This is a genomic window from Roseibium sp. MMSF_3544 (assembly GCF_030732845.1).
Classification (GTDB): Bacteria; Pseudomonadota; Alphaproteobacteria; order Rhizobiales; family Stappiaceae; genus Roseibium.
Window position 1 is genome coordinate 58150 of sequence record NZ_JASHKA010000006.1, and the last position, 24003, is coordinate 82152.

The following is a 24003-nucleotide window of genomic DNA, read 5'->3' on the forward strand; positions in this document are numbered from 1 at the left end:
CGTTATCTTACGTGGAACCCTGCATCCGGCTCCCGGCACCAGTCGGCCAGAAGTTTGGCAACGGAGTGGATGGGATCGTCTTCGTCCATGTCTTCCGTGCGCAAGACCGCGCACCAGGGTAGGGTCACACCTTCCTCGGTGACGCGTGCACCGACAATGCGCCCTTCATCGAGTGCGGTCTGAAGCGCCCAGCTCGAAAGCACGCTTGTTCCAAGGTCAGAGGCGACCAATTCGACAATGGCTTCGGGCAGTTCGACTGTCGCTGCCCATTGAGGATAGCTGTCGGTGGGACGGAACAGACGCGCAAACTCCCGGTCGGGTTCGGGCACCTTCGTGTAGGTGATGAAGGGTTCCCCAACAATATCGTATCCCTCGACGAAGGCCCGGTCTGCGAGCCTGTGGGTCGGTGACATAATATAGAGAAGCGGGTCTTCAAAGAGCGGTATCGTGGACAGTCCGGCCTGGGCAACGTTGCCGGAGACAACCGCAATGTCGATATGCCGGTTCTGCACCCCGGCAAGCGGATTGCTCCTTGCGCCGGCCATGATCTGAAGATCGATCCCATCGGTTCGTGCCTTGAGATACCGGATGAAGGAGGGCAGCCAGCGATAGTTGCTGTAGGCTTCAACCGACAGGCGCACGACGTGCTGGATGCCGGCATTCATGCGCCTGACGTCCTGTTCGGCACGGCTGAGATCGCTCAGGATCCGTTCGGCAACGACGGCCATGTGTTCGGCCGCTGGCGTCTTGCGCAGGCGTTTGTGCATCCGCGTGAACAGCGGCACGTCCAGCCGGCGTTCCGCCTCGCGCAAGCGGTGCGACAGCGCCGACGGGGTCACTCCGAGTTTTTCTGCTGCATCGGTTATACGCCCGGTTTCGATGATGGCTTGGATCAGTTGGAGATGTCGCAGATCGAGCAGTGGTTTCATTGTGTAGCCTGAAATTGATTCACAAAAGTGAGAAAACTTCGAGATTGGATTTCAGTCAAGGTGGGTGCGAAATCGAAGCGGTGAATTCGATTGGAGCCCGACATGAACGCCGACGCCAAGCACTCGATCAAAGCGGACATCGCCCACCACGTGCACCCTCAGTCGAATCTGCGCCAGCATGCAGAACACGGTCCGACCATGATCACGCATGGCAAAGGCGTTTTCATCTACGACAGCGAGGGACGGGAGATCATCGACGGGTTTTCCGGTCTCGGTTGCGTCAGCCTCGGCTATCACAACGAGCGGCTGGCCGATGCAGCAATGCGCCAAATGAACACGCTGCCTTTCGCACCGACCTTCTACAACAGGTCTCATCCACGGGTGGCGGAGCTGGGCGAGCGTCTCATCGGATTGGCTCCGGGCGGCATGAACCGCGTCATGTTCCAGTGCTCGGGCTCTGAGGCGAACGACACGGCAATCAAGCTGCTCTGGTACACCAACACTGCCAACGGCATGCCGAACCGGCGGAAGATCATTGGACGGGTGCGCGGGTACCACGGCAATACCGTTGCGACGGTGTCGCTGTCCGGACAGCCGCATATGCATGCCAAGTTCGGGCTTCCGCTGCCGGAGTTCAAACACACCGAGCTGCCGAATTACTACCGCTTCCACATCGACGGCGAAAGTGAAGAGGAGTTCTCGGCGCGCATGGCGGCACGGTTCGAGGATCTGATCTTGTCCGAAGGCCCGGAAACCGTTGCGGCCTTCTTTGCAGAGCCTGCCATCTCGGGCGGCGGCGCGCTGATGCCGCCGGAAGGATACTGGAACGCCATGCAGGCGGTTTTGCGCAAATACGACATCAAGTTCGTTGCCGATGAAGTGGTTTGCGGATTTGGCCGCACCGGCAACCTGTGGGGTTCGCAGACCTGGGGGCTTGAGCCTGACATGGTGTCTTGTGCAAAGGCGCTTTCAGCGGCGTTTTTTCCAATCTCGGCCCTGATGTTCAAGGACGGGATGTACAGCGACATGATGAAGAATTCCGACGAGGTCGGCGTTTTCGGACATGGTTATACCTATGCCGGTCATCCAGTAGGCGCCGCCGTCGCCCTGGAAGCGCTCGACATCTATGATGAAATCGACCTGGTCGGCCACGTGCGCAAGGTGAGCGAAACCTTCCTGGCCCGGTGTCACGCGCTTTCTGATCACCCGCTGGTTGGCGAGGTGCGCGGCGTCGGCCTGTTCTGCGGCTTCGAGCTGATTAGGGATGCCAGAACGCGCGAACCGTTTGACCCGTCCTGGAAAGTCGGTGAGCTGGTTCAGAATTTCGCGCACGATCGGGGGCTTTACCTCAGAGCCATCGGTGACCGAATGAGTTTCATGCCGCCGCTGATCATCAAGGAAGACGAAATCGAGATCGCCGCAGACCGTTTCCAGGCCGCACTTGATGATGCCTGGGCCGTTGTACGGGGCAGGGTCTGATCCAAGGGCAGGGGGTCGGCAATGGACAGTTTGCAGCTGGATCTCAAAGCACTGAGAGCCGAAATCAGGGCTGGTCGGTTTCAACAATCGACGGCCGGGTGCGCGCCCGGTCGCATGCAGGCAAACATCGTCATCTTGCCACGAGAGCATTCCGCCGATTTTCGAACCTTCTGCGAGCTAAATCCCAAACCATGTCCGTTGCTCGCTGTTTCAGAGCCAGGCAGCTCGCGACTTCCGGTGCTTGGCAGCGAAATCGATGTAAGGAGCGACTTACCGGGTTACCGTATCTGGCGCGACGGAACACCGTTGGAGGAAGCACAAGACATTTTTTCTTTCTGGAGAGATGACCTTGTGACCTTTGCAATCGGATGTTCGTACGGTTTCGAGGCTTCCCTGATTGCCGCTGGCATATCGCTGCCCCATGTGGACGCAGGTCGCAAGGTTGCGATGTACGATACCAATTTGCCATTGCTTCAATCGGGTCCTTTTGGCGGCAACATGGTTGTCTCAATGCGGCGCATACCCGAGCATCGTCTTGAAGATGTGGTCGAGATTTCGGGCAATTTCCCACAGTGTCACGGGACACCTGTTCATATCGGCGACCCTGGCGAGATCGGCATCGAAGCGCTCCACCAACCCGACTACGGCGATCCTCCAGGCGACGCTGGCGTGCCGGTGTTCTGGGCTTGTGGTGTGACGCCGCAAGCCGTGCTGCGACGCGCTTGTTTAGCCTTTGCGATAACTCACAGCCCAGGAAAAATGCTTGTCTGTGACGTGCCTGACACCTGGAACCAACTCTTGAATTCAGTGTCATGAAGCGGGTTACGCTGGAAACGTTTATCGCTCTTGCGCATTTGCGCCACTTTGGAAAAGTTGCCCGTCAACTCAACACCACGCAGTCTACGGTTTCCGCGCGTATCGCAGGATTAGAACGGGACTTGGGGGCATCCCTTTTCATTCGGGCGCCGAATTCTGTTTCCCTGACACCAAAGGGGCGCGCGTTGCTCGATCATGCCGCCGAAATCGTTGCGGGCATGGATCGCATGGCCCGTGCTGTCGGGAAGGAACCCAAACGAGAGGGCAGGCTGCGCTTGGGGGTCTCAGAAACACTCACCTTGACGATTTTGCCTCCGTTTTTCGAGGCATTTTCGCGAACGTTTCCTGATTCCACGATTGAGATCAACGTTGAAAACACTGACTACCAAAGAGATCACCTGATTGACCGTGGCCTGGACCTGGCTTTCCTGATGGGGCCTGTGTCAAACGCACGGGTTGCCAACATACCCTTAATCGAATTCCCGATGATTTGGGTTTCAGCGCCCGATCATCCTTTGGCTCGGCTGTGTGAGATATCGCTCTCGGACCTCGCAGATTATCCAATCCTGAGCTATGCAACCAACTCGCGCCCCTATATCGAACTCACCGAAAAACTACGGAGTGCGGGTCTGGCGGCGCCGCGATTGTTTTCTTCGAACGCCCTGGGCGCGAGTGTTGCCATTGCGCAGGCCGGCTTGGCGATCTGCACCACGCCGAAGGTCTATGCGCAGCAGTTCATTTCGGCGGGCAACATGGTAGAGCTGGATACTCCAGTGATGCTGAATCCTCTTTCATTCACAGCATCTTATCGCACGGAGCCCGGCAATGATCTGGCGCGTGAGGCTGCGGAGATTGCAGCGGGCGTTGCAAAAGAATGGGTCAAAGCGCAATCGGAAAATTCGATGGCCATAAACAAAAAACGACAATTGGATTCGATCTAATTCGCTCGCTTAACCTGAAGGCGTATCTTTCAGGGAGTGTATAAGATGAAGCTGCCAATCTTGTCCGCATGTGCTCTTGCAATCTCGTCTGTGTCTGTTGTTGCGCAAGATCTTCCCAAAACCAAGCTGAACGTTGTCGGGTCGTGGGGAATGGTGTCGATGTACACCGATTTCACCCAACCATTTTTTACTTCCAAGCTGCCCGAAGCTTCGGGAGGAGCGATTACCTCGGAGATCCGGCCCTTTAACGAACTCGGAATGAATGGGTCGGAGATCATGCGCCTAATCCAGGATGGTGCGCTTCAATTTGCCGAAACCCCCATGGGCTATCTGATCGGTGACAACGCGCTGAACGGAGGAAATGATCTGCCAGGTTTGGCACCCGACATCGAGACCGCACGGGCGATCTCCGATGCTTGGCAACCAGTCATGGCGGAAGAGTATCGCAAGGCTTACGGAGCGGAACTGCTCGGCGTTTATCCTTATTCTGCGCAGGTGGTTTATTGCCGCGATGCCATGACGGGACTGTCCGATCTAGAAGGGCGCAAAATTCGCGCCTCCGGGTCAGCAATTGGTGACTTCGTCGAAGCCCTTGGTGCAACGGCCGTGTCCATGAGTTTCGGTGAAGTTGTGCAGGGACTTCAGACCGGCGTGATCGATTGTGCGATAACCGGCTCCATGTCGGGGTTTAACGCCCGTTGGAGCGAGGTTGCCACCCATATCTACGAACTTCCGATTGCCTGGTCGCCGGTCGTGCTGGTCGCCAACGGGGACGTTTGGGATGGTTTGGACGCACAGGTGCAAGAGTTCCTGATTGACCAGATCGCCGCATTTCAGGACGAAGTCTGGAACGGTGCGGGCAGCGAAACGGTTGAGGGTTTTGCATGTAACGCGGGCGAGCCAGCCTGCACGCGGGATAACCCCGGGTCGATGACGCGCGTGCCGGTGTCCGACGAAGACATCGCGCTGCGCGACAAGATACTTCGGGACGTCGTGCTGGCGAATTGGGGAGAACAATGCGGCACGGAATGCGTCTCCACCTGGAACTCAACCGTGGGCAAGGTCGTCGGCGTCGAAATCAAGTGATTGCGTAAACGATAAACTGTCCTGCGCGCGTTTTCCGGATGCGCGCAGTGCGCCCAGTGCTCACTCTGAAAATGGCAATCCGATGTATCTTTTTGCAGATCGTATTGCGACGTGGATGGCTCGTTTGTGCGGCTTTGCGCTCTTGGCCGCCGTTGCAGTGATCACGACAGAGGTTTTGGCACGCAAATTTGTCGGCATTAGCGTCGTCGGCGTGGATGAGCTTGGCGGCTATGTCTTGGCCGTCACCGTAACCTGGGGCTGTTCGCTCGCTATCATCCGGCGCGCCCACGTTCGCATCGACATTCTGCAGTCTCGCTTACCCAACAAATTGCAAGCAGTGCTGGATTCGCTCGCGCTTGTTTCGATGTTCTTGTTCGCTGTGTTTTTGGCGTGGTTCGCGACCGGACTTCTGCAGGACTCCTGGCAGACAGGAGCTGTTTCGAACAGCCAAATGCGGATTCCACGATGGATCCCTCATGGATTGTGGGCCATCGGCTTTTGGGTCTTCGGCGCAGTCACCTTGTTGCTGATTGTCGAGCATGCCCGGGCGGTTTTGCGTCAAAACTGGGTGCTTGCTCACGAAATCGCGGGTGTGCGGGGCGCCGAAGAAGAAGCTGGAGACGAAACACGAGACGCGCAGGAAAGGGCATAAGTCATGTTGCTGACGGCGCTTGTCCTGCTGATTGTTTTGATCGGACTAAGCTTACCGATTGCAGCAGCACTTGGGGTCATGGCGATAACACTCGATCGGGTGTACGGCTTCCTGCCGCTCTATCTGGCGTCGGGTGAAGTCGCCTGGACCGCGTCTTCCGGGTTTCTGCTCATGGCGATCCCGTTGTTTGTGTTGCTTGGCGAGATCATGCTGCGGTCAGGCGTTGCAGATGCCATGTATGACGCGCTTGCAAAATGGCTCGGTTGGCTGCCGGGCGGGGTTATGCATGCCAATGTTGGTGCTTGCGCGCTCTTTTCAGCGACTTCCGGTTCTTCCGTTGCAACGGCAGCGACCATTGGCACGGTGGCGGTGCCACAAATCGATCGCCACGGATATGGGCCGCAACTCTTTCTGGGGACCCTGGCGGCCGGCGGCACGCTGGGGATCCTTATTCCGCCATCTGTAAATCTGATCATTTATGGCATCCTGACCAACACTTCCGTTCCTCAGCTTTATCTCGCCGGGATTATCCCGGGATTGATGTTGGCGGGCTTGTTCATGCTGATGATCATCACGATTGTCCTCCTGAGGCCGAAAACGGCCGGTCATAGAGTGCATTACACCTTGGCGGAGCGGTTCTCCGGGACGCTGGGGGTGCTGCCTCCGATTTTTGTTTTCACCGTCGTGATCGGTTCGATTTATGCAGGGTTTGCGACCCCGACCGAGGCTGCGGCCCTTGGTGTTGTTGCCGCATTGATCATTGCGGCGAGCCGTGGACGGCTAAACTGGAAGATGCTGAATGAAGCGCTTGAAGGTACCGTCGTTACAACGGCCATGATCGTTCTCATCATCATCGCGGCCTATATTTTGAATATGATCCTTTCGGGGATCGGCCTTACCAGACAACTCAATGAATTCGTCACGGCGCTCGGTCTCACACCGATGCAAATGCTGCTGGTGGTCGTAATATTCTACATTGTCCTTGGCTGCTTCATGGAAACGTTGTCGATGATGATAACGACGATCCCGATCATAGCTCCACTGATGTTTAGCCTCGGTTTTGATCCTGTCTGGTACGGAATCGTCATGATGATCCTCATAGAGACGGCTTTGATCACGCCACCAATCGGGCTGAATTTGTATGTGGTTCAAGGCGTCCGCGGTCGAGGCGCTATGACCGACGTCATGGTGGGTGCTCTTCCATTCGTCGGCGCCATGGCGATTATGGTGGTTCTCCTCTCGGTGTTTCCAGGGCTCGCCACATGGTTACCGGCGTTGTTACTTCGATAAGAGTTTGTCTAGAGGAAAAGCGATGAAAATAGCCTTCGTCGGACTGGGTACTATGGGTCGACCGATGGCACGGACGTTACGTGCAGCCGACCACGACGTGCTTGGCATGGATATCAGTTCGGAAATGCGTCAGCGCTTCGAAGGCGCGATTGCTCCAGATGCTTCTGCTCTGCATGATGTGCAGGTGATCATGACAATGCTGCCCGAGGCGGAGCATGTCTCTGACGTTTATCGGCAAACGGTGTTGCACGGCGCATCTGCCGGTGCCTTGTTGATCGATTGCTCGACAATTGATGTCGAGGTCGCCAGGACGCTGAACAATCTCGCATTGGAAAAGGGATTTGCGCAGATCGATGCGCCGGTCTCCGGCGGACCGGAAGCAGCCGGGTCGGGTGGGTTGAGTTTCATGGTCGGCGGCGATGCGGACCACGTCGCAAGGGCCCGTCCCCTGCTGGAAAACCTCGGCAAGAAGATTACGCATTTTGGAGCCGCCGGGTCCGGTCAGGCGGCAAAGGCCTGCCACAACATGATTTGCGGCATCACCGCGATGGCCGTTTTCGAAGGTTTCGCACTGGCAGACGCCCTCAAGCTTGATGCCACGCAGTTTTACGAGTTGTGCGCGGGCGCAGCCGCGCAAAGCTGGACCCTTGAAAACCGGTGCCCAATCCCCGGCGTGGTTCCCGCTGCACCTTCCTCGAACGGGTACGCACCGGGTTTTGCCGCGCGCCTCATGGCCAAGGATCTCCGGCTTGCCCAGGCTGCCGCGGAGATGAGCGGGCAAGTCACGCCGTTCGGCGCGGAAGCAGCGCGTGCCTTCACGCGTTTTTCCGAAGCGACCGGAGGGGATCTCGACTTCTCTTCCTATTTCACCGCGCTGAAACAGCAGACAAAAACGACAGGGACCGACTGACCATGGCGCTGCTTGACTACAAACTGCCCGATGCGGGCCTTGCCGGTAGCTATATCGACGGCGCCTGGCACTGGCCGGCAGACGGGCGCAAGCTCACCATCGAGAACCCCTCACGGCGGGAGCCGATCTGCGATGTTGGACGCGGGACTTCGGTTGAGATCGATCTTGCCGTTCAGGCCGCCCGCAAGGCTCTGCCGGGCTGGCGGGCGCTTGCTGCGAGCGAGCGCGGCAAGTTGCTTGCAGAACTCGGGCGCCGGCTTGAAGAAAATGCGGAAGAAGTCGCCCGGGTCCTTGCTGCGGAAAGCGGCAACGCTATCAAGACCCAATCGCGCGGAGAAGCGATGGGTGCCGCCGGCGTCCTGAAATACTACGGCGGGGTTGCAGTCGAGCAAAAAGGCGAGACGCTGCCGCTCGGACCGGGGATTTTCAGCTATTCCACCCGCGAACCGCATGGTGTCGTCGGCTCGATCATTCCCTGGAACTCGCCACTGCAGCTCGGATCCGTCAAAATTTCCATGGCACTTGCGACGGGCAACTGCCTTGTGCTGAAACCCGCCGAAGATGCACCGCTGGCCATATTGAAACTCGCCGAGCTTGCCGACGGTCTGTTCCCGCCGGGCGTCTTCAATGTTGTTACAGGTCTTGGCGAGGAAGCGGGCGCTGCCCTGGCGTCGCATCCGGATATCGATAAGGTGTCGTTCACCGGATCGTCTGAAGTCGGCAGGCTGATCGGCCATGCGACGGCCGACCGTATCGCCAAACTTACGCTCGAGCTTGGCGGCAAGTCACCGACAATTGTCTTTCCCGATGCGGTCGAGGAGGGACGTCTCGATGCGACTGCCCAGCAGGTTGCCAATGCCATGCGGTTTGCGCGCCAGGGCCAGAGCTGTACCGCCGGATCCCGATTGTTCGTGCACAAGGACATCTGGAACCTTCTGATCCCGAGGGTCGCGGAAAAGTCGGCAGCGTTGAAGGTTGGCGACGCGCTCGACCCGGATGTCGACATGGGGGCTGTTGTCAATTCGGAGCGCTACGGCGAGATCAGGGCCTATGTCGCCGAGGCGGCAGAGCAGGGGGCAGAATTTCTGATCGGCAAGATCCCCGAAGAAGACCCGGCCGGTTTCAATCCGGTTCCGACAATCATTGCCGGTGTCGACAACACCTGGCGGATTGCCCGTGAAGAAGTGTTCGGGCCGGTTATGGTCGCCATTCCTTTTGAAAGCGAAGCCGAAGTGATCGAGATGGCGAACGACACGCATTACGGGCTGGCTGCCTTCCTTTTTACTCATGATTTCAGTCGAATTACCCGTCTGACACGGGCGATTGATGCAGGCTGGATCCAGGTCAATCAGGGGGGTGGCCAGATCCCGGGCATGTCCTATGGCGGTACCAAGCAGTCCGGCACTGGCAGCGAATACTCCATCGAAGGCGCGTTGGAGGCCTATACCTATCGCAAGTGCGTCACGGTCAATGTGGAGCCTGGTGCATGATGTCCGACCGGTTTGGCAACGCACTCGACCCCGGGGTCGGCTACGCAAGAGGCGAGCTGCTGAGGTCATCTGCCGATGAGGTGCGGCGCCTGAGGCATGCCGGCACGCTTGCTGCGGACTTCGTTGCCCGCAACGGCATGGAGCGTATTGGTATTTTCACGGGCAATCTGCGGCACTATCCGGTCAGCCAGGAGGACATGCAGGAGCTGTGCGAGGAATGGATCGGGCCAGGGCTCTTTGGCGAAGACCTCAGACAAGCTGCGATCAAGCATCTCGGTGGTCTCGGACATGAACAGGCGACTGTGGTGAACCGGACCAGCGCGGGCATTGTCGCTGCTGTTCTGGCGTTGTCTGACGGACGGCCAGTCGTCTCGCTCGTCCCTTCCGGAGACCGGTCTCACGCGTCGGTTGGCCGGGGCGCCCGGCTTGCCGGTGTTCCGGTCATCGAAGTTTACGAGATCCCGGAACTCAAGACGGCGCTGGAAGCCCACAAACCGTCCCTGACGATTGTCACAACGGTTACGTCTGAACTCTCGATGCTGCCGGACAGCGTAACGCAACAGGCCGTGCAGCTGGCGAAGGCCGCCAATTCTCGCGTGCTGATGGACGAGGCCTATGGCGCGCGCTTCAGACCGGTCCTCCATGACGGGGCACCATCTCTCTCCTTCGGTGCTGATCTCGTCATCACCAACACCGACAAGGCAGGCTTGCCGGGTCCCAGGGCCGGTGTCCTTTGCGGAGAGGCCGATGCACTTGTCTCTGTTGCCGCAAAGGCCTCGGAGCTTGGCATGGAAGCCCGGGCACCCGTGGCCGTTGGAGCGATGCGTTCCCTGATGGCCTTCACACCGGACCTTCTGATCGAAGAAGTGAAAGACGGGCAAGTCCTCGCGGACGCACTTGAGGCTGTTTTCGGTGCCGACGCGGTCGCACGCTCGCCGCTCGGGCCGAAAATCAGCGAAGAAGACGCCCATGCCCATGTCCTGAAGATTGCCGGCACCGAACATTCGACCCGCGTTCCCGCCGAGACCACCGCAGCGATTGGCATGCTCATGTTGCAGTCACTTGGCATCGTCACGGTCAACACGCATGGTCAACCTGGAGGGCGCGTGTCCCTCCGGCTCAAACCGACTGCCGGCGCGCTGAAACGTGTCGGTGGTGCCTCGGCGCTGGCAGATTGCCTTAAGGCTGCCATGACCGAAACAGCCGGTCACCTGGAGGACGCTGACTGGTTTTCAGAGTTGTTGTTTGGAGACGTATGAATGCCGGAAGACGGACACACTGCGCGGCTGGATGCCCGGCTCGACCAGCTCGTCAACATTGATATGGGCGAGCGTGGCGTCGAACATCTGTTCGCTGCCGCCCGTGAGCTTCAGGGCGGTTCGCTGATCGGGGCGGCGGCAGACCAATTGATGGCTGTGCCTGAGGGTGGAACGGTTGTGATGACGACGGGCTCGGTGTCCCGGGCCTGGATAACGCCTCATCTTGGCGAAAATGATGGCCCCTCCGGCGCCGCTGCTGTTGCCCGTGCGCTTGTGCTTGGGCGCAATGCCACTGTTGTCATGCTCTGCGAAGAAACACTTCTGGCAGCGATCCGCAATGTCATGCAGGCAGCGGGATTGTTTCCGGTAACACTCGAGCAGGCGGCCATCGCACGAGCGGACAAGAGCCTTGCAACCATCGTGATGCAATCCTATCCGACCGACGACGAAGCCGGGAAGGCGCAGGCCGCACCACTTCTCGACGAACTGAAGCCAGACCTTATGTTTTCAACCGAGCGCGTTGGGCGAAACGCGTTCGGCATCTACCATTCCATGCGCGGTATCGATTACGGCATGGGTCGAGCGCGTGTGGACTTTCTGTTTGACGAAGCACTGGAACGCAGCATTCCGGTGGTGGCCGTTGGAGACGGCGGCAATGAAATCGGCATGGGGAAGGTTGCCGAACATGTCCGCCAGCACGTGCCTTACGGTGATCGCTGCCAATGCGGCTGCGGCGGCGGTATCGGGGCGGTCACGGGCTGCGATGTCCTCGTCACCGGAGCATGTTCGAACTGGGCGTGCACAGCGATCTGCGCCGCCATGGCGGTGCGCGCGGGCAGTTCCGCCCTGCTGCACACCCCGGAACGTGAAGCGCTGCTGCTCGACACCATGGTTGCCAACGGTCTGATCAACTCCACCCACGGAATCGTCGACGACAGTGTTGACGGTTTCCCCAGACAAAGTCATATCGGCATCGCGGAGCTGTGCCGCGCCATCGTCAGCAAGGCTCTTTAGGATCTTCAGGACTTTAAAATGATACAAAACGATACCGCCCTGATCGCGGCGATCAGAGACCGCTTTGCCCACGTGGACAGTTGTCCGTTCCAGGGACCGCGCATCTTCTTCGAAAATGCCGGCGGTGCGCTGACCCTCAAGTCCGTTGTCGAGACTTCATCCTTCTACGCCTCGCTGCCGGACAATCCTGGCCGGATCAATCCTGCTGGTCAGGCGACCCAAACCACTATCGACAAGGCGAAAGCCGATCTGGCGATCTTCATGAACGCCTCTTCCGGTCAGTTCTTTGCCGGCGAAAGCGGCACGGAGCTGCTGTTCCGGCTCGTCCGGACAGCATGTGTGAACGCACCTGAGGGGGCAAAGGTCATAGGCTCGTCCATCGAGCATCCGGCAACCCGCAGTGCCGCACGCCGTTGGGCGGAAATCGCCGGCCTCACCTATGTGAACGTTCCGCATGACGACGCAACCGGCCTCGTCACGGCGGACGATTATGCCGCGTTGGTCACTCCAGATGTTGCGGTTGCCACAATACTGCATGCATCTCCGGTATCGGGCATGGCCATGGATGTTGCGGCGATTTCCAAAGCGATCCGGGCGGTCGCTCCCGACTGCCTCATCATTGTTGACGGCATTCAGCACGCTGCCCACGGCCAGCTCGATCTCGACAGCTACAATATCGACGGCTACGCGATCTCACCCTACAAGGTCTTCTCGCGCCACGGCTACGGCATCGCCTGGATCTCCGACAAGCTGAGCGCGATGCCGCATGACATGCTCATCGATGCTCCTGCTACGGGATGGGAATTCGGCACCCGCGACGCCGGTGCATACGCCGCTATCTCAGATGTTGTCGGCTACTTCGAATGGCTCGGCGGTGAGGTTTCGGTAGAAACCGGACGGCGCGAAAAGATCGAGGCTGCGGGGCGTGCGATCCATCAATACGAAGCCTTTTTGATCGACGCCATGATCAACGGGACGGGCAATCTGCCAGGTCTGAAGGACCTTCAGCATGTAACGATCATCGCCGGAGCCGACAACTCGGCGCGCGAAGGACTGGTTTCCATTTCGGTGGACGGCATGTCATCGCCGGACGTGGTCGAGGCGCTTAACCAGCAGGGCATCCGCACCCACACACGCAAGGCAGATCATTACAGCGGCAATGTACTTTCTCCGCTGGGTCTCGAAGATTGCGTGCGCGTGTCGCTGTGCCATTACAATTCGGTCCAGGAAGTTGCCGAATTCCTCGCCGCGATCAAGGACATAGAAGCACGCCTTGCGGCCTGATCGTGTTGTCGTCCGGCAATTGCCGTGCGACGCACAAACAGATATTGACGATTGGGTTTTCAGGCAAATTTCGAACTCTTTCATAACTCCTTCAGGTTTTCCGTACCGGCTTCCGCTAGATCGGAAAGCTGAAACACCGGAGGCGAGCCAGTTCCGGCGTGTCGGCCGTTTGGCGGGTGTGCCGGTATCGGAGCAGAAAGATGACACCAGTCCTTCCCATCGCAGGTGGCCGGCTCCGTCCGGCCACAATGCACGATCTTGACCGGGTCCTAGGCCTTCTTCACGACGAAACCGTGCGCCGCTATCTTTGCGACGAAATCTGTCTGCCGCGCGAGACCGTTCGCGACATGCTCACACGAAGCGAAACCCTGGCAGCGTCCGGTCTCGGCTTCTGGGTCATCGAGCAACGACCAAGTGGTTTTTCCGGTATTGTCGGCCTGCAGCCGGTGTCGACGCACGTCATGAAGTCTCCGCTTGTGAAAGACGGAATCGAGCCGTTGATTGCGCTTCAGCCGACCTACACAGGGCGTGGTCTCGCGAGTGCAGCGCTGCGATCTGTGATGAGGTACGCTGGAACTAGTCTTGCTCTCGACCGGTTGGTCGCGGCCGTGGATGAACCGAATGAACGATCCCGTCGTCTGATGCAGCGAACAGGGTTCAAAGAGGTCGGTCGCCTAGAGGGCCCGGCACATGAACTTGTGCTTTACGAATGTCAGCTTGTCGCTGACCCGGCGCCGTCCGGAAACAACTGCGTGTAGCAGGCGCAGTGATTTCACAAGAGACCGAACATGAGCCAACTTGATATCATTCCCTTTGCCGCCGAACACCGGGAAGATGTGCTTGCCCTGACGATTGACGCCTGGACGCCGGTCTTCGCCAAAACCGAAACCGGAGTTCCAAGGTTCGTCTTCGATGCTTTTTATCCCGACGGTTGGCAGGTTCGCCAAACCAAGGATGTCGCTGATCTGCTGGAAAATGAACCGGAAAACATCCGCGTTGCATTCCTGGACGGGGACCTGGCTGGCTTCATCGGACTTCGCGTTCACCTGGAAGACCAGATGGGCGAAATCTACATCCTGGCGGTTTCACCCCGATTTCAACGCAGGGGGATCGGGCACACGCTTATGAAATATGCGGAAGATCACATTCGTGCCCAGGGCTTGAAGATGGTCATGGTGGAGACCGGTGGCGATGACGGTCACGCGCCGGCCCGGGAGACTTATGAATCATTCGGCTTTGTCCGCTGGCCCGTCGCGCGGTACTTCAAGGAGCTCTAGGATACGATGACCTTTCAATTGGAAGGCAGGGCGGCCGAGATTTATGAAGACGTCCTCGTGCCCTTGTGGTTCGGCCGGTGGGCGGAAGCTCTGGTCGACCTTGTCGATCTTCACCCGTCAGACCGTGTTCTGGATGTTGCCTGCGGGACCGGTGTCACGACACGATTGGCGCGGCGCATGGTCGGACACGAAGGCCGGATTGACGGTCTCGACATCAACGCCTCGATGCTGGAAATCGCCAGGGAGCTGGCCGAAGGACAGGACATCGGCTGGATAGAGAGCGACGTCACCGATATCGGGCTTTCCCCGCTGTCCTGCGACGTGGTCATGGCTCAGCACGGTTATCACTACTTTCCCGACAAACCGGCAGCCCTGGCGGAGTTCCGCCGTCTGCTGGCCTCTCGCGGGCGCCTCGCGCTGTCGGTCTGGGACGGGCACAGTCCCTATACAGAGGCGCTTTGTAATGCCGTTGAGCACCACATCTCATCTGATGTGGCCCGAAAGCAGCGGGCACAGAGGGAAACGCCCTCCGCCGATGAATTGACCTCGCAGTTTCAAGCCGCAGGATTTGCGGATGTTTCTGTCCATCGGCAGGAGCTCCTGATCGAAGTTCCTCTGATGCAGGAATTCGTGCCATTGCACCTTTCTTCCATGCCGATTGCCGGCGCATTTCTGGCTCTTAATCAACCTGCCAGGCAAGGCCTGATCGACGACGTGGCCGCAGCGCTTGAACCCTATGTCCAAGAGGACAAGGTCGCTTACCCGGACGCCGTTCTCGTCGCGGTTGGTATCAGGACGTGAAAGCGGCCTTCTCATGAACATCTGCGACCCATTCGGAAAAGACATCTGGATCGTTGATGGTGACGTTGTGAGGATGTACGGCGTCCTGCCATTTACCACACGCATGACGGTGGTACGGCTCGGTTCGGGAAACCTGTGGCTTCACTCTCCCGTCAAGCCGGCGCCGGAGATTGTGTCAGCAGTCAATGCCTTGGGACCGGTGAAATTCCTTGTTGCTCCCAACAAAATTCACAGCCTTGGAATATTGCCCTGGAAAGCAAAATATCCGGTTGCCGACGTCTGGGGATCACCGCAGTTCAACCAGCGTCATCCGGATATCAGCCTTGATGGCGTTCTTGCCGATGATGGGGTCAATCCGTGGGAAGGCGAAATTGCACAGCAAACCATCGACGGCCATTCGTTTCTTGATGAAGTCGTCTTTCTTCACAAAGCATCGGCAACGCTGATCGTTACTGATCTGATCCAGAAGCACGAGCAGTCAAAACAGACCTGGTTCTGGAAAATCGTCAAAGGTCTTGTTGGCGTTCTCGGCAGAAAGGGAGGCGTTCCCCGGGACGTTCAATGGAGCTTTCATGACCGCAAGGCAGCGCGGCAAAGCCTGGAAAAAATCCTCGACTGGGAGTTTGATAACCTGATCGTTTCGCACGGGATCTGTCTCAAGGGCGGGGCGAAGAAAGACGTGGAACGCTGCTTTTCCCATTTGCTTGGCTGATCTTTGCGCCAAGCGTTTCAGGCAGCTGCGAGCAGTTCGTTCAACCGCATGAAACGGGGGTTGCTGTGAAGGTGCTTCAATGTGTCTTCCTGAAGCAGCCAGCGCGGGTCGCGGTAGCCCTCGTCAACTGCCCTTTCGATCGCCTCCATGGAAAGGCGTGTTTCCCCAAGAGCGCCATAGCCGAAAGCGAGGTGGATCGCGCAGTAGGTATCGACCTGCGGGATGTCGTTCAGGTTTTTCCAGGCCGTTTCAGGCTGCCCGGCGAGAGCCAGGGCCGGGCCGAGTGTGTAAAGGGAACGGACGTCATAAGGGTCTTTGGCAAGTTTTTGGCGGAGCGCGGCAACGCACCGCTCTGCCACCCGCCCGGACTTTGCCGCATCGAAGTGCCTTGCGCTGCGCGCTGCCAGGAAGAGCGGACGTGAGGGATCGGAGACGAGTTCCGCGGTGCGCAGGCAAAGACCAAACGCGATGCGGTGCTCACCTGCGGCAAAGGCGTGTCGTGCGGCCAGATAGTGCCCTTCACCGGATGTATCGCCTTGAGTGATGCTCGCCGTGAACCTGTCTTTCGCGTCGCCATAAGATTCCAAAGCACTCAAAACATATCCAAGTGCCGCATGGCTCTCAGAAGAAGTTTTCAAGACCCCGGTGGCGCGTTCCGCATAGACCAGTGCATTGGCAAAGTCCTGCCGGTCTCCCGCGCCGTAAAGCCCGCGGACGGCAAGCGCGTAAGCATAGAAACTGTTGGCCTGTGCGCAGTCCGGCGCGATGTCGACAACCTCTCTGCCGCATTCGACCGCATTGGCGACTGCGCCGCTTTCGGCCCGGACCAAGGCGGATTCAGCCTCGACGATCAATGCGTAGGCTGCCAGATCCATAGGCGCGGTCTTGTCTGGATCGGCGCCGGATACACCACCTGTGGTCATCGGCTTTGTGAGCAGCCTGTAGCCGGTGCGTGAGACGGTCGCGATCATCCTGGTGTCCAGACCGTCCGACCTGAACGCCCGCCGCAGTTCGGAGACTGCCTGGGTAAGGCTTTCGTCCGTGACCGTCACGTTCGGCCAGACAACATCAAGAAGCGCATGGCGCGAGACGGTCGCCGTGCCGGCTTTCACCAGTTCTTTCAGCACGTCGATCGCACGCGGAGAGACATTCACCTCTGTGCCGCCGCTTGAAAGACGGCGGGAGGTAAAATCGATTGTCCAGCTGCCAAGACGAACAGAGTCAAGCATTGTGGCACCAGTAGCTTCAGAAAACGCGGGTTCTTGGCAATTTTCGATCAGGATTGCCGGGAACGCTGCCCGGTGAATGACAGAAATCCGCGGTTCGGTCAAGAAATGCTGCCCTCAGTGAGGGCGGTTTGCCAATGCCTGATCAGGGTGTCGAGGGAGGCATTCGACACTTTCAGAAATTCTTCAGATCAGTTTCAGGAGTTTCGTTTCAAAGCGCATTACCACGTTGCCACCCAACCATGTGCCTTGGAGGCACAAGACCGGAAGGAACGAAAATGACGCTTTCTATCAACAGTACCGCGCCTGACTTTGTTGCTGACAGCACCGAGGGTCAAATCCGTTTTCATGATTGGATCGGCGATGCCTGGTGTGTCCTGTTTTCCCACCCCAAGGACTTCACACCTGTCTGTACCACCGAACTTGGTGTGGTGGCCCGGATGAAGCCGGAATTCGACCGTCGAGGTGTCAAACTGATCGGTGTCTCCATCGATCCGGTGGCGGACCACATGCGCTGGTCGGAAGATATCCGCACGGCTGTCGGTCAGGCACCGAACTATCCGCTGATCGGTGACACGAACCTGAAAGTGGCCAAGCTTTATCACCTGCTGCCGGAGGACGCCGGTGATAGCGCGCAAGGCCGCACCGCCGCCGACAACGCTACGGCCCGTACGCTGTTCGTGATCGGCCCGGACAAGAAAATCAAGCTCACCATCTCCTATCCCATGACGACCGGCCGGGACTTCAACGAAGTTCTTCGCGCCATCGACAGTCTGCAACTGACGGCCCGCCATCAGCTGGCAACACCTGCAAACTGGTCCGCCGGCGAGGATGTGGTGATTGTCCCGTCGGTTTCCGACGACGCCGCGCGCGAACGGTTTCCAAATGGCTGGAAAAGTCCGGTTCCTTATCTGCGCCTTGTTTCGGCGCCGTCCTGACATTCAAATTCAAGGATCAACTCAATGTCTTACAAACTTTCCCGGCGCCAATTCGCCGCGATCACTCTTGCTGCAGCGTGCGTCACCTTGCCTGGTGCTACGTGGGCAAAGGTTTCCGACTACGCCAATCCGCATCTGCTGATGGAACCGGAGCAACTCATCGATATGGTGCCGGCGACCAAGGGCGCGTCATCTGCGAGCGAAACGGTCGGTCTTGTCGTTGTCGACGTTCGACCGCGTGAGCAATTCGATGAAGGCCACATTCCAGGGGCGCGCCATCTTGATCCGAACGCGGTTGTTGCACGCCACAGCCCGGTTGACGGTACCTTGCTGTCCGTTCCTGAACTTGAAAAGCGCCTCTCGGATCTCGGGATTGCCGCAGACCGCCGGATTGTCTTTTACGATGACCGGGGCGGGTTTCATGCGGCCCGCATGTTCTGGCTGATGGAGTATCTCGGACACAGGAACGTTGCCATTCTGAATGGCGGCTGGTCGGGCTGGCGCGCTGCGGATGGGCCGGTCTCCAAGGATGAGGCCTCTTTTCAGCCGGCAAAATTCCAGGCCGCGCTGAGCCCCCGGCGACACGCGAGCGCTGAAGACGTTTTGGGACACCGCCATGAGCCCTACAGCGTCCTGATCGATGTACGCCCGCCCAAGATGTATGACGAAGGCCATATCCCCTGGGCCATAAACGTTCCATGGGCCAAGAACCTTGGTGAGGATGGCCGGTTCCTGGACGCTGAGTCCTTGCTGGTGCATTTTGCGGCTTTCGGCATCAAGCCGAAAAGCAATGTGGTCATGCATTGCCAGAACGGGCTTGCATCTGCGCACAGCTATGTCGCGCTTCGGCTGCTGGGGTTCCCCAGGGTTCGCGTCTATCATCGGTCCTGGGCCGAATGGGGCAAGGATCCGTCGCTGCCCAAAGCGGCATCGTGACGGGTGACGCGTGATAGGGTTGGCTGGCGCGAGGAATTTCGGGCCAGCCAACTTTCAGTCCAGACACGCGGTAGCAGTCAGTGCCCGTCATCCGCATGTCTTTCAAACCATTATTGAGCCGGCAAATGAAAACGACGTCTGAGCACGTAAAGTTCAGATTTGGCGAGGCACTTGACTTGAGCAGCCTTGCCAAAGCCTCTGAAGAATTGACCACAATGATTTCCCGTGGCTCCTGTCGCTCGTTCCAGGACCGGGAGGTCAACCCGGAGCTTTCCAGGCTGTTGTGCGCTGCTGCGTTGGCATCGCCCACCAAGAGCGACCTGCAACAGCGGGATATCATTCTCGTTCGCGACCCGGCTGTGAAGGACAGGCTGCTTGAGCTGGCAGGACCCGAGGGCTGGACCCGGAAGACCCCGAATGTTGCTGTTTTCTGCGGCAACAATCTGCGTCAAAGGCAGTTGCATGCGTTTCGCGGGCTGCCATTTGCAAACGACCATTTCGATGCGTTTTTCAATGCAGCCGTTGATGCCGCGGTCGCTCTTTCTGCCTTCGTGACAGCCGCCGAGAGTGTCGGGCTCGGTTGTTGCCCGATCAGTGCTGTGCGCAACGAAGCCGCAAGGGTCAGTGATCTCTTGAAATTGCCGGGCTATGTCTTCCCCGTGGCGGGACTGGCATTCGGGTATCCGCTTTCCAACACCCCAACCGTCAGCATGCGTTTGCCTCTGTCTGCGACTGTTCATGAAGACAGGTACGGTGAGGACAATCCAGTGAGTGTGTTTTCCGACTATGACGCGCGCAGACAGGCAGAACAGCCCTACCCAAGACAACGAGCAACGGACACCTATGGCATCTCGGACTCCTATGGCTGGTCGGAAGATAAATGCCGCCAGTATTCGTTGCCCGAACGCAAGCACTTCGGTGCCTTCATCCGGGCCAAGGGTTTCGACCTGACTTGAGCGGAAGATGCAAGTTAGGGTAGAGAAGAGCCGCGACGAAATAGTGTGCTGTTAAGATTTGATCAACTTTCTTTCTGGAGTAAGTCTATCGATCTAATCGTCATTGACTTTAAGTATATTAGATAAATCGTCCTATTTTCGTTATATGCATAACAGTCTCCGAGATTAGTAGTTACTCTTGATCAAGAACAACATAAATTTGAGCCGTATTCGGTCAGCAGTTCCGTTCGAGTGAGGGTCTGTTGTCGGTTATCCGGAGAAGCAGACTTTTTGTCAGCAACCAGTAAGCGCTTTCCTTGTTTCAGCGCCATTCGGCGCTTCAAAGGACACCGACCGCCAAAGACGGTTTTTCTGGCGCTTCTTCTAGCGCTTGGTGCTTCAGTTGTTTACTTCGCGATCGCGACGGCAAAACTTGTTCAGTCGGAACATGCAAGACAGGGGCAGTTGATCGACCTCACCAACGCGTTCACGAAGGTCTATTCTGACGAGCGTACTCAAGACGCGATTGTTCCGGCAGTTTTCAGACGGATCGGGATGCATGAGTTCAGTGCTAATTCTGATCTTATGTCCAATTCCAAGGTGGCCAGTGTTTCCATGCGGATGCCCGGAGTGCCGGGTCTGGAGCTGAAAACGATAGAAACCAGTGCGACTATCCTCCAGTACATTCGGGGCATGGCGCGAGACAAATCTAGCCGCGGCCTGAAAGAGTTCACTTTGGAGGATGGCAAGGCGATTGCCCGAAGAATAGTGCCTTCCATCGCTTCTGCGGAAAGCTGTGTTTCGTGCCACAACAAGCTTCTAGACGGCGATGTGTATGCTCTGGGCGACGTTATGGGAGCCTTTGTTGTCGAAACCGATCTGACCAGGCCGATCAGGCTGAATGCCCTTTTCGCCGTTGGTGCCTTTTTTTCGGTTCTATTCGCTTCCCTTTTGGTCATCAAGCGCGAGAACCTGCGCATGCAGAATGTTGTGAACGCTCTCACTGGCCGCGTGAAGGCGGAGAGCTACGCAAATTTCCTGGCCTCTCACGATTCGCTCACGGATCTACCCAACCGAAAACTCTTTCTCGAGCGGTTGGATTTAGACTTTGCAAAATTTCGCGAAAAGACCTGCAAGAACGTGATTGTCGCCATCGTCGATGTCGATGACTTCAAGTTGGTCAATGACACCATGGGACATGATGTCGGTGATGCACTCCTAAAGGAGATCGGCGCGAAAATGTCCGGCTTGCTGACAAGATATGGCGGGTTTACCGCTCGTCTTGGAGGCGACGAATTCGCCGGCGTCGTAACCGTCTGCGACGGTGGCCTATGGCCTGAAGACCTGGGCTCCGATCTGCTCGACGTACTGTGCGTTCTTTATGAATGCAATGGTGTCTCGGTCTATCCGAAAGTTTCAATAGGCGTCTCTGGCCTGAACGACCTCGATGAGCGCGGGCCGACGCAATTGCTGAAAGCCGCAGATGTTGCGCTTTACGCTTCAAAACGCAAAGGCAAGTTTTGTGCAAGCATTTTCGACGACGACCTGCGGAACGAATTCGGCCGGCAGACCTATCTCACCAGTGTGCTGCCAAGAGCCATCAACTCCGGTGAAATAAAAGCAATTCTGCAGCCTCAAGTCGACGCGAAAACCCATGAACTCGTCGGGTTTGAAGCGCTTGCACGCTGGACCCATAACGGACAATCAATTTCCCCCGCCGAATTTATTCCCCTTGCAGAAGATACTGGTCTGATTGGATACCTTGATGTTGCGGTCCTGAAACACGCGATCGCTCTTCTGCGGCAGCTTGTGACGCGTTCCGAACGTGGGTTCAGACTCTCTTTCAACGTGAGCACCAAAGACCTTCAGACGGACGATATTGTCAAGAATATCAGGGACGTGTTGTGTTCCAGCGGGTTTGATCCACAGCTGCTAACACTCGAAATCACCGAGTCCGTTTTTCTCGAAGACTGGTCCTCGGCGCGTCGGCGTTTGGACCAGCTGAAAAACCTGGGTCTGAAAATTGCCCTCGACGATTTCGGAACCGGATATTCAGCGCTTTCCTACCTGACGCAGTTTTCCTTTGATGTCATCAAAATCGATCGCAGCTTCCTGCAGCAACTCGATGAAGACGAAACAAGATCAATCCTCCTCAGTCATGTAATCAAACTTGCGACCAACCTTGGGAAGACTGTTGTTGCGGAAGGTGTTGAAAGAAGCGATCAAGCGGTCATGGTCGCCGAGCTCGGAGCACATGTTCTCCAGGGAGCTCATTTCGGCCTGAACATCGACACTGCGCCGGAGTTGTTGCTGCGGTCGTCAGTAACGCATCGCATGAGCGCCTAGCGAAGTGAATCTGAACTACGGCTCAGCGTCGTAGAGCGTCCTTCAGCAAAACATATCCGCACCTCCGGGTTTTGCACCCTTGGACACAGACTTCCGTTCAAGGCAAAAAGTGGCCGATGAACGCACCCGACTGTGCGCACGCCCATCGGCCAGGTGCCAGGAGAGGGAAGGTTCGAGGTAACGCTCCTGGTTGGGAAACTTGTGAGAGTGGCCTTTACGCGATCAGGAATAGCCCTCGATGCCGGCGATGCAGCCGTATTTCAGTTCGGTGAACTCCTCGATGCCGTGACGAGATCCTTCCCGTGAATTCCCGCTCTCCTTGACGCCGCCAAAGGGCGCAAGTTCTGTAGAGATCAAGCCGGTGTTCACACCCACCATGCCGTATTCCAACTGCTCCATGACCCTGAAGATCCGCGCCGCATCCCGCGTGTAAAAATAAGCGGCAAGACCGGTTTCTGTGTCATTGGCAGCCGCAATCACTTCGTCCTCGGATCGGAACTTGAAGACGGCGGCCAGCGGACCGAATGTTTCTTCCTGCGAGAGCTTCATGTCCGCGGTCGCGCCAACAAGGACCGTCGGCTGGAAAAATGTCTGGCCAAGCTCGTGTCGTTTGCCGCCCGCGACGATCTTGGCACCTTTCGAGACAGCGTCGGCAATGTGGTGCTCGACCTTGGCAACTGCTCGCTGGTTGATCAAAGGACCCTGAACGACACCATCGCTGAAGCCGTTTCCGACGTTGAGCGATGCGACTTTCTCTGCGACCTTCTCGACAAACCGGTCATGAATTCCGGCTTGCGCATAAAAGCGGTTGGTGCAGACGCAAGTCTGTCCCATGTTGCGGAACTTTGACACCATCGCACCTTCCACAGCCGCATCCAGATCGGCGTCGTCGAAAACGATGAAGGGGGCGTTGCCGCCGAGTTCGAGAGCGACTTTCTTAACGGTGGATGCGGCCTGAGACATCAGGAGTTTGCCGACCGGCGTTGAGCCGGTGAATCCAACCAGACGCACCTTGGGGTGTGTTGTCAGAACCTGCCCGATTGCGACCGCGTCTCCGGTAATGATGTTGACGGTGCCTGCCGGGAACCCGGCGCGCTGAGCCAATTCCGCCAGCGCGAGCGCAGTGAGCGGTGTCTCCGGCGCCGGTTTGACGACGACTGTACACCCGGCAGCAAGAGCTGGCGCGATCTTTCGCGTGATCATCGCAGCTGGAAAGTTCCAGGGTGTTATCGCTGCAACCACGCCGATCGGCTGGCGCAATACCGTGATCCGGGCGTCGGTGCGGTGTGAGGGAAGGATCTCACCGGCAACCCGTTTTGCCTCTTCCGCGTAGTACTCAACATAGGACGCGGCGTAGTCGATCTCTCCCAAAGCCTCGGCCAGCGGCTTGCCTTGTTCGGAGGTCAGGAGTGTCGCCAGGTCCTCACGATTAGCGAGGAGCAACTCAAACCATCGGCGCAGGATAGCGCTGCGCTCTTTTGCTGTTTTCGCCGCCCAGGGTCGAAAGGAGCGAGATGCTGCTTCAACGGCCTTTTCCGCACTCTCAGTTCCGAAATTCGGGACACGCGCAATCTCCTCGCCGGTTGCCGGATCAGTAACCGGCAAGACCGCATCTCCGGTAAATTTGCCGTCGACGAAGGCCTGCTGCCGTAGCAGGCTTGGGTCTTTCAGATGCAGCATGA

General features: G+C 57.8%; 22 protein-coding genes. 19 read left to right on the plus strand and 3 right to left on the minus strand.

Going from position 1 to position 24003, the window contains the following annotated elements; translation table 11 throughout:
* Nucleotides 1-2: 2 nt before the first annotated feature.
* Nucleotides 3-929: a LysR family transcriptional regulator gene (locus RBB47_RS10435; RefSeq protein ID WP_305985729.1), complete on the minus strand. Its 927-nt coding sequence runs from the start codon at nt 927-929 to the stop codon at nt 3-5.
* A 102-nt stretch (nt 930-1031) separates the two neighbouring features.
* Between RBB47_RS10435 and RBB47_RS10440 the strand changes: the two genes are divergently transcribed.
* From RBB47_RS10440 to RBB47_RS10510, 15 genes are all read left to right on the plus strand, one after another.
* Nucleotides 1032-2408, plus strand: a complete 1377-nt coding sequence (locus RBB47_RS10440) for an aminotransferase (RefSeq protein ID WP_305985730.1) — start codon at nt 1032-1034, stop codon at nt 2406-2408.
* A gap of 21 nt (nt 2409-2429) precedes the next feature.
* Complete coding sequence (locus RBB47_RS10445; RefSeq protein ID WP_305985731.1) at nt 2430-3224, plus strand: putative hydro-lyase; 795 nt, start codon at nt 2430-2432, stop codon at nt 3222-3224.
* On the plus strand, nt 3221-4165 hold the full coding sequence (locus tag RBB47_RS10450) for a LysR family transcriptional regulator (protein WP_305985732.1): 945 nt from the start codon (nt 3221-3223) through the stop codon (nt 4163-4165). Before RBB47_RS10445 ends, RBB47_RS10450 begins: the two co-directional genes overlap by 4 nt.
* Before the next feature lie 45 nt (nt 4166-4210).
* The gene (locus RBB47_RS10455) at nt 4211-5251 is read left to right on the plus strand and encodes a TRAP transporter substrate-binding protein (protein ID WP_305985733.1); all 1041 of its coding nucleotides are present in this window, start codon (nt 4211-4213) and stop codon (nt 5249-5251) included.
* Nucleotides 5252-5333: 82 nt separating this feature from the next.
* The gene (locus tag RBB47_RS10460; protein WP_305985734.1) at nt 5334-5903 is read left to right on the plus strand and encodes a TRAP transporter small permease subunit; all 570 of its coding nucleotides are present in this window, start codon (nt 5334-5336) and stop codon (nt 5901-5903) included.
* A 3-nt stretch (nt 5904-5906) separates the two neighbouring features.
* Nucleotides 5907-7193, plus strand: a complete 1287-nt coding sequence (locus RBB47_RS10465; RefSeq protein WP_305985735.1) for a TRAP transporter large permease — start codon at nt 5907-5909, stop codon at nt 7191-7193.
* A gap of 22 nt (nt 7194-7215) precedes the next feature.
* Nucleotides 7216-8103: an NAD(P)-dependent oxidoreductase gene (locus RBB47_RS10470; protein WP_305985736.1), complete on the plus strand. Its 888-nt coding sequence runs from the start codon at nt 7216-7218 to the stop codon at nt 8101-8103.
* A 2-nt stretch (nt 8104-8105) separates the two neighbouring features.
* On the plus strand, nt 8106-9593 hold the full coding sequence (locus RBB47_RS10475) for an aldehyde dehydrogenase family protein (protein WP_305985737.1): 1488 nt from the start codon (nt 8106-8108) through the stop codon (nt 9591-9593).
* On the plus strand, nt 9590-10852 hold the full coding sequence (locus RBB47_RS10480; protein WP_305985738.1) for an aminotransferase class I/II-fold pyridoxal phosphate-dependent enzyme: 1263 nt from the start codon (nt 9590-9592) through the stop codon (nt 10850-10852). The genes RBB47_RS10475 and RBB47_RS10480 overlap by 4 nt, the downstream gene beginning before the upstream one ends.
* Nucleotides 10853-11866: a glutamate cyclase domain-containing protein gene (locus RBB47_RS10485; RefSeq protein ID WP_305985739.1), complete on the plus strand. Its 1014-nt coding sequence runs from the start codon at nt 10853-10855 to the stop codon at nt 11864-11866. It abuts the gene before it with no gap.
* Nucleotides 11867-11884: 18 nt separating this feature from the next.
* Nucleotides 11885-13150, plus strand: a complete 1266-nt coding sequence (locus RBB47_RS10490) for an aminotransferase class V-fold PLP-dependent enzyme (protein WP_305985740.1) — start codon at nt 11885-11887, stop codon at nt 13148-13150.
* 200 nt (nt 13151-13350) lie between these two features.
* Nucleotides 13351-13908 (plus strand): GNAT family N-acetyltransferase, encoded by a 558-nt coding sequence (locus RBB47_RS10495; RefSeq protein WP_305985741.1) that lies wholly within the window; start codon nt 13351-13353, stop codon nt 13906-13908.
* 30 nt (nt 13909-13938) lie between these two features.
* Entirely contained in the window at nt 13939-14427 is a 489-nt protein-coding gene (locus RBB47_RS10500; RefSeq protein ID WP_305985742.1) for a GNAT family N-acetyltransferase, read from the plus strand.
* Nucleotides 14428-14433: 6 nt separating this feature from the next.
* Nucleotides 14434-15228: a class I SAM-dependent methyltransferase gene (locus tag RBB47_RS10505; RefSeq protein ID WP_305985743.1), complete on the plus strand. Its 795-nt coding sequence runs from the start codon at nt 14434-14436 to the stop codon at nt 15226-15228.
* 13 nt (nt 15229-15241) lie between these two features.
* A complete protein-coding gene (locus RBB47_RS10510; RefSeq protein ID WP_305985744.1) occupies nt 15242-15940 on the plus strand; it encodes a DUF4336 domain-containing protein in 699 nt (232 codons plus the stop codon).
* A 17-nt stretch (nt 15941-15957) separates the two neighbouring features.
* On the opposite strand, the gene RBB47_RS10515 is transcribed toward RBB47_RS10510, so the two are convergent.
* On the minus strand, nt 15958-17169 hold the full coding sequence (locus RBB47_RS10515; RefSeq protein WP_305985745.1) for a winged helix-turn-helix domain-containing protein: 1212 nt from the start codon (nt 17167-17169) through the stop codon (nt 15958-15960).
* A gap of 275 nt (nt 17170-17444) precedes the next feature.
* Between RBB47_RS10515 and RBB47_RS10520 the strand changes: the two genes are divergently transcribed.
* The 4 genes from RBB47_RS10520 (at nt 17445) to RBB47_RS10535 (ending at nt 22321) form a co-directional block, all read left to right on the plus strand.
* Nucleotides 17445-18104, plus strand: coding sequence for a peroxiredoxin (locus RBB47_RS10520; RefSeq protein ID WP_305985746.1), 660 nt, complete (start codon nt 17445-17447; stop codon nt 18102-18104).
* A 24-nt stretch (nt 18105-18128) separates the two neighbouring features.
* Nucleotides 18129-19040, plus strand: coding sequence for a sulfurtransferase (locus RBB47_RS10525; RefSeq protein ID WP_305985747.1), 912 nt, complete (start codon nt 18129-18131; stop codon nt 19038-19040).
* A gap of 125 nt (nt 19041-19165) precedes the next feature.
* Nucleotides 19166-19996 carry a nitroreductase family protein gene (locus tag RBB47_RS10530; protein WP_305985748.1) on the plus strand — a complete coding sequence of 277 codons (831 nt, stop codon included), beginning with the start codon at nt 19166-19168 and terminating at the stop codon, nt 19994-19996.
* A gap of 444 nt (nt 19997-20440) precedes the next feature.
* Complete coding sequence (locus tag RBB47_RS10535) at nt 20441-22321, plus strand: EAL domain-containing protein (RefSeq protein ID WP_305985749.1); 1881 nt, start codon at nt 20441-20443, stop codon at nt 22319-22321.
* Nucleotides 22322-22543: 222 nt separating this feature from the next.
* Here RBB47_RS10535 and RBB47_RS10540 read toward each other — a convergent pair whose 3' ends face one another.
* Nucleotides 22544-24001 carry an NAD-dependent succinate-semialdehyde dehydrogenase gene (locus tag RBB47_RS10540; protein WP_305985750.1) on the minus strand — a complete coding sequence of 486 codons (1458 nt, stop codon included), beginning with the start codon at nt 23999-24001 and terminating at the stop codon, nt 22544-22546.
* Between the last annotated feature and the right edge of the window lie 2 nt (nt 24002-24003).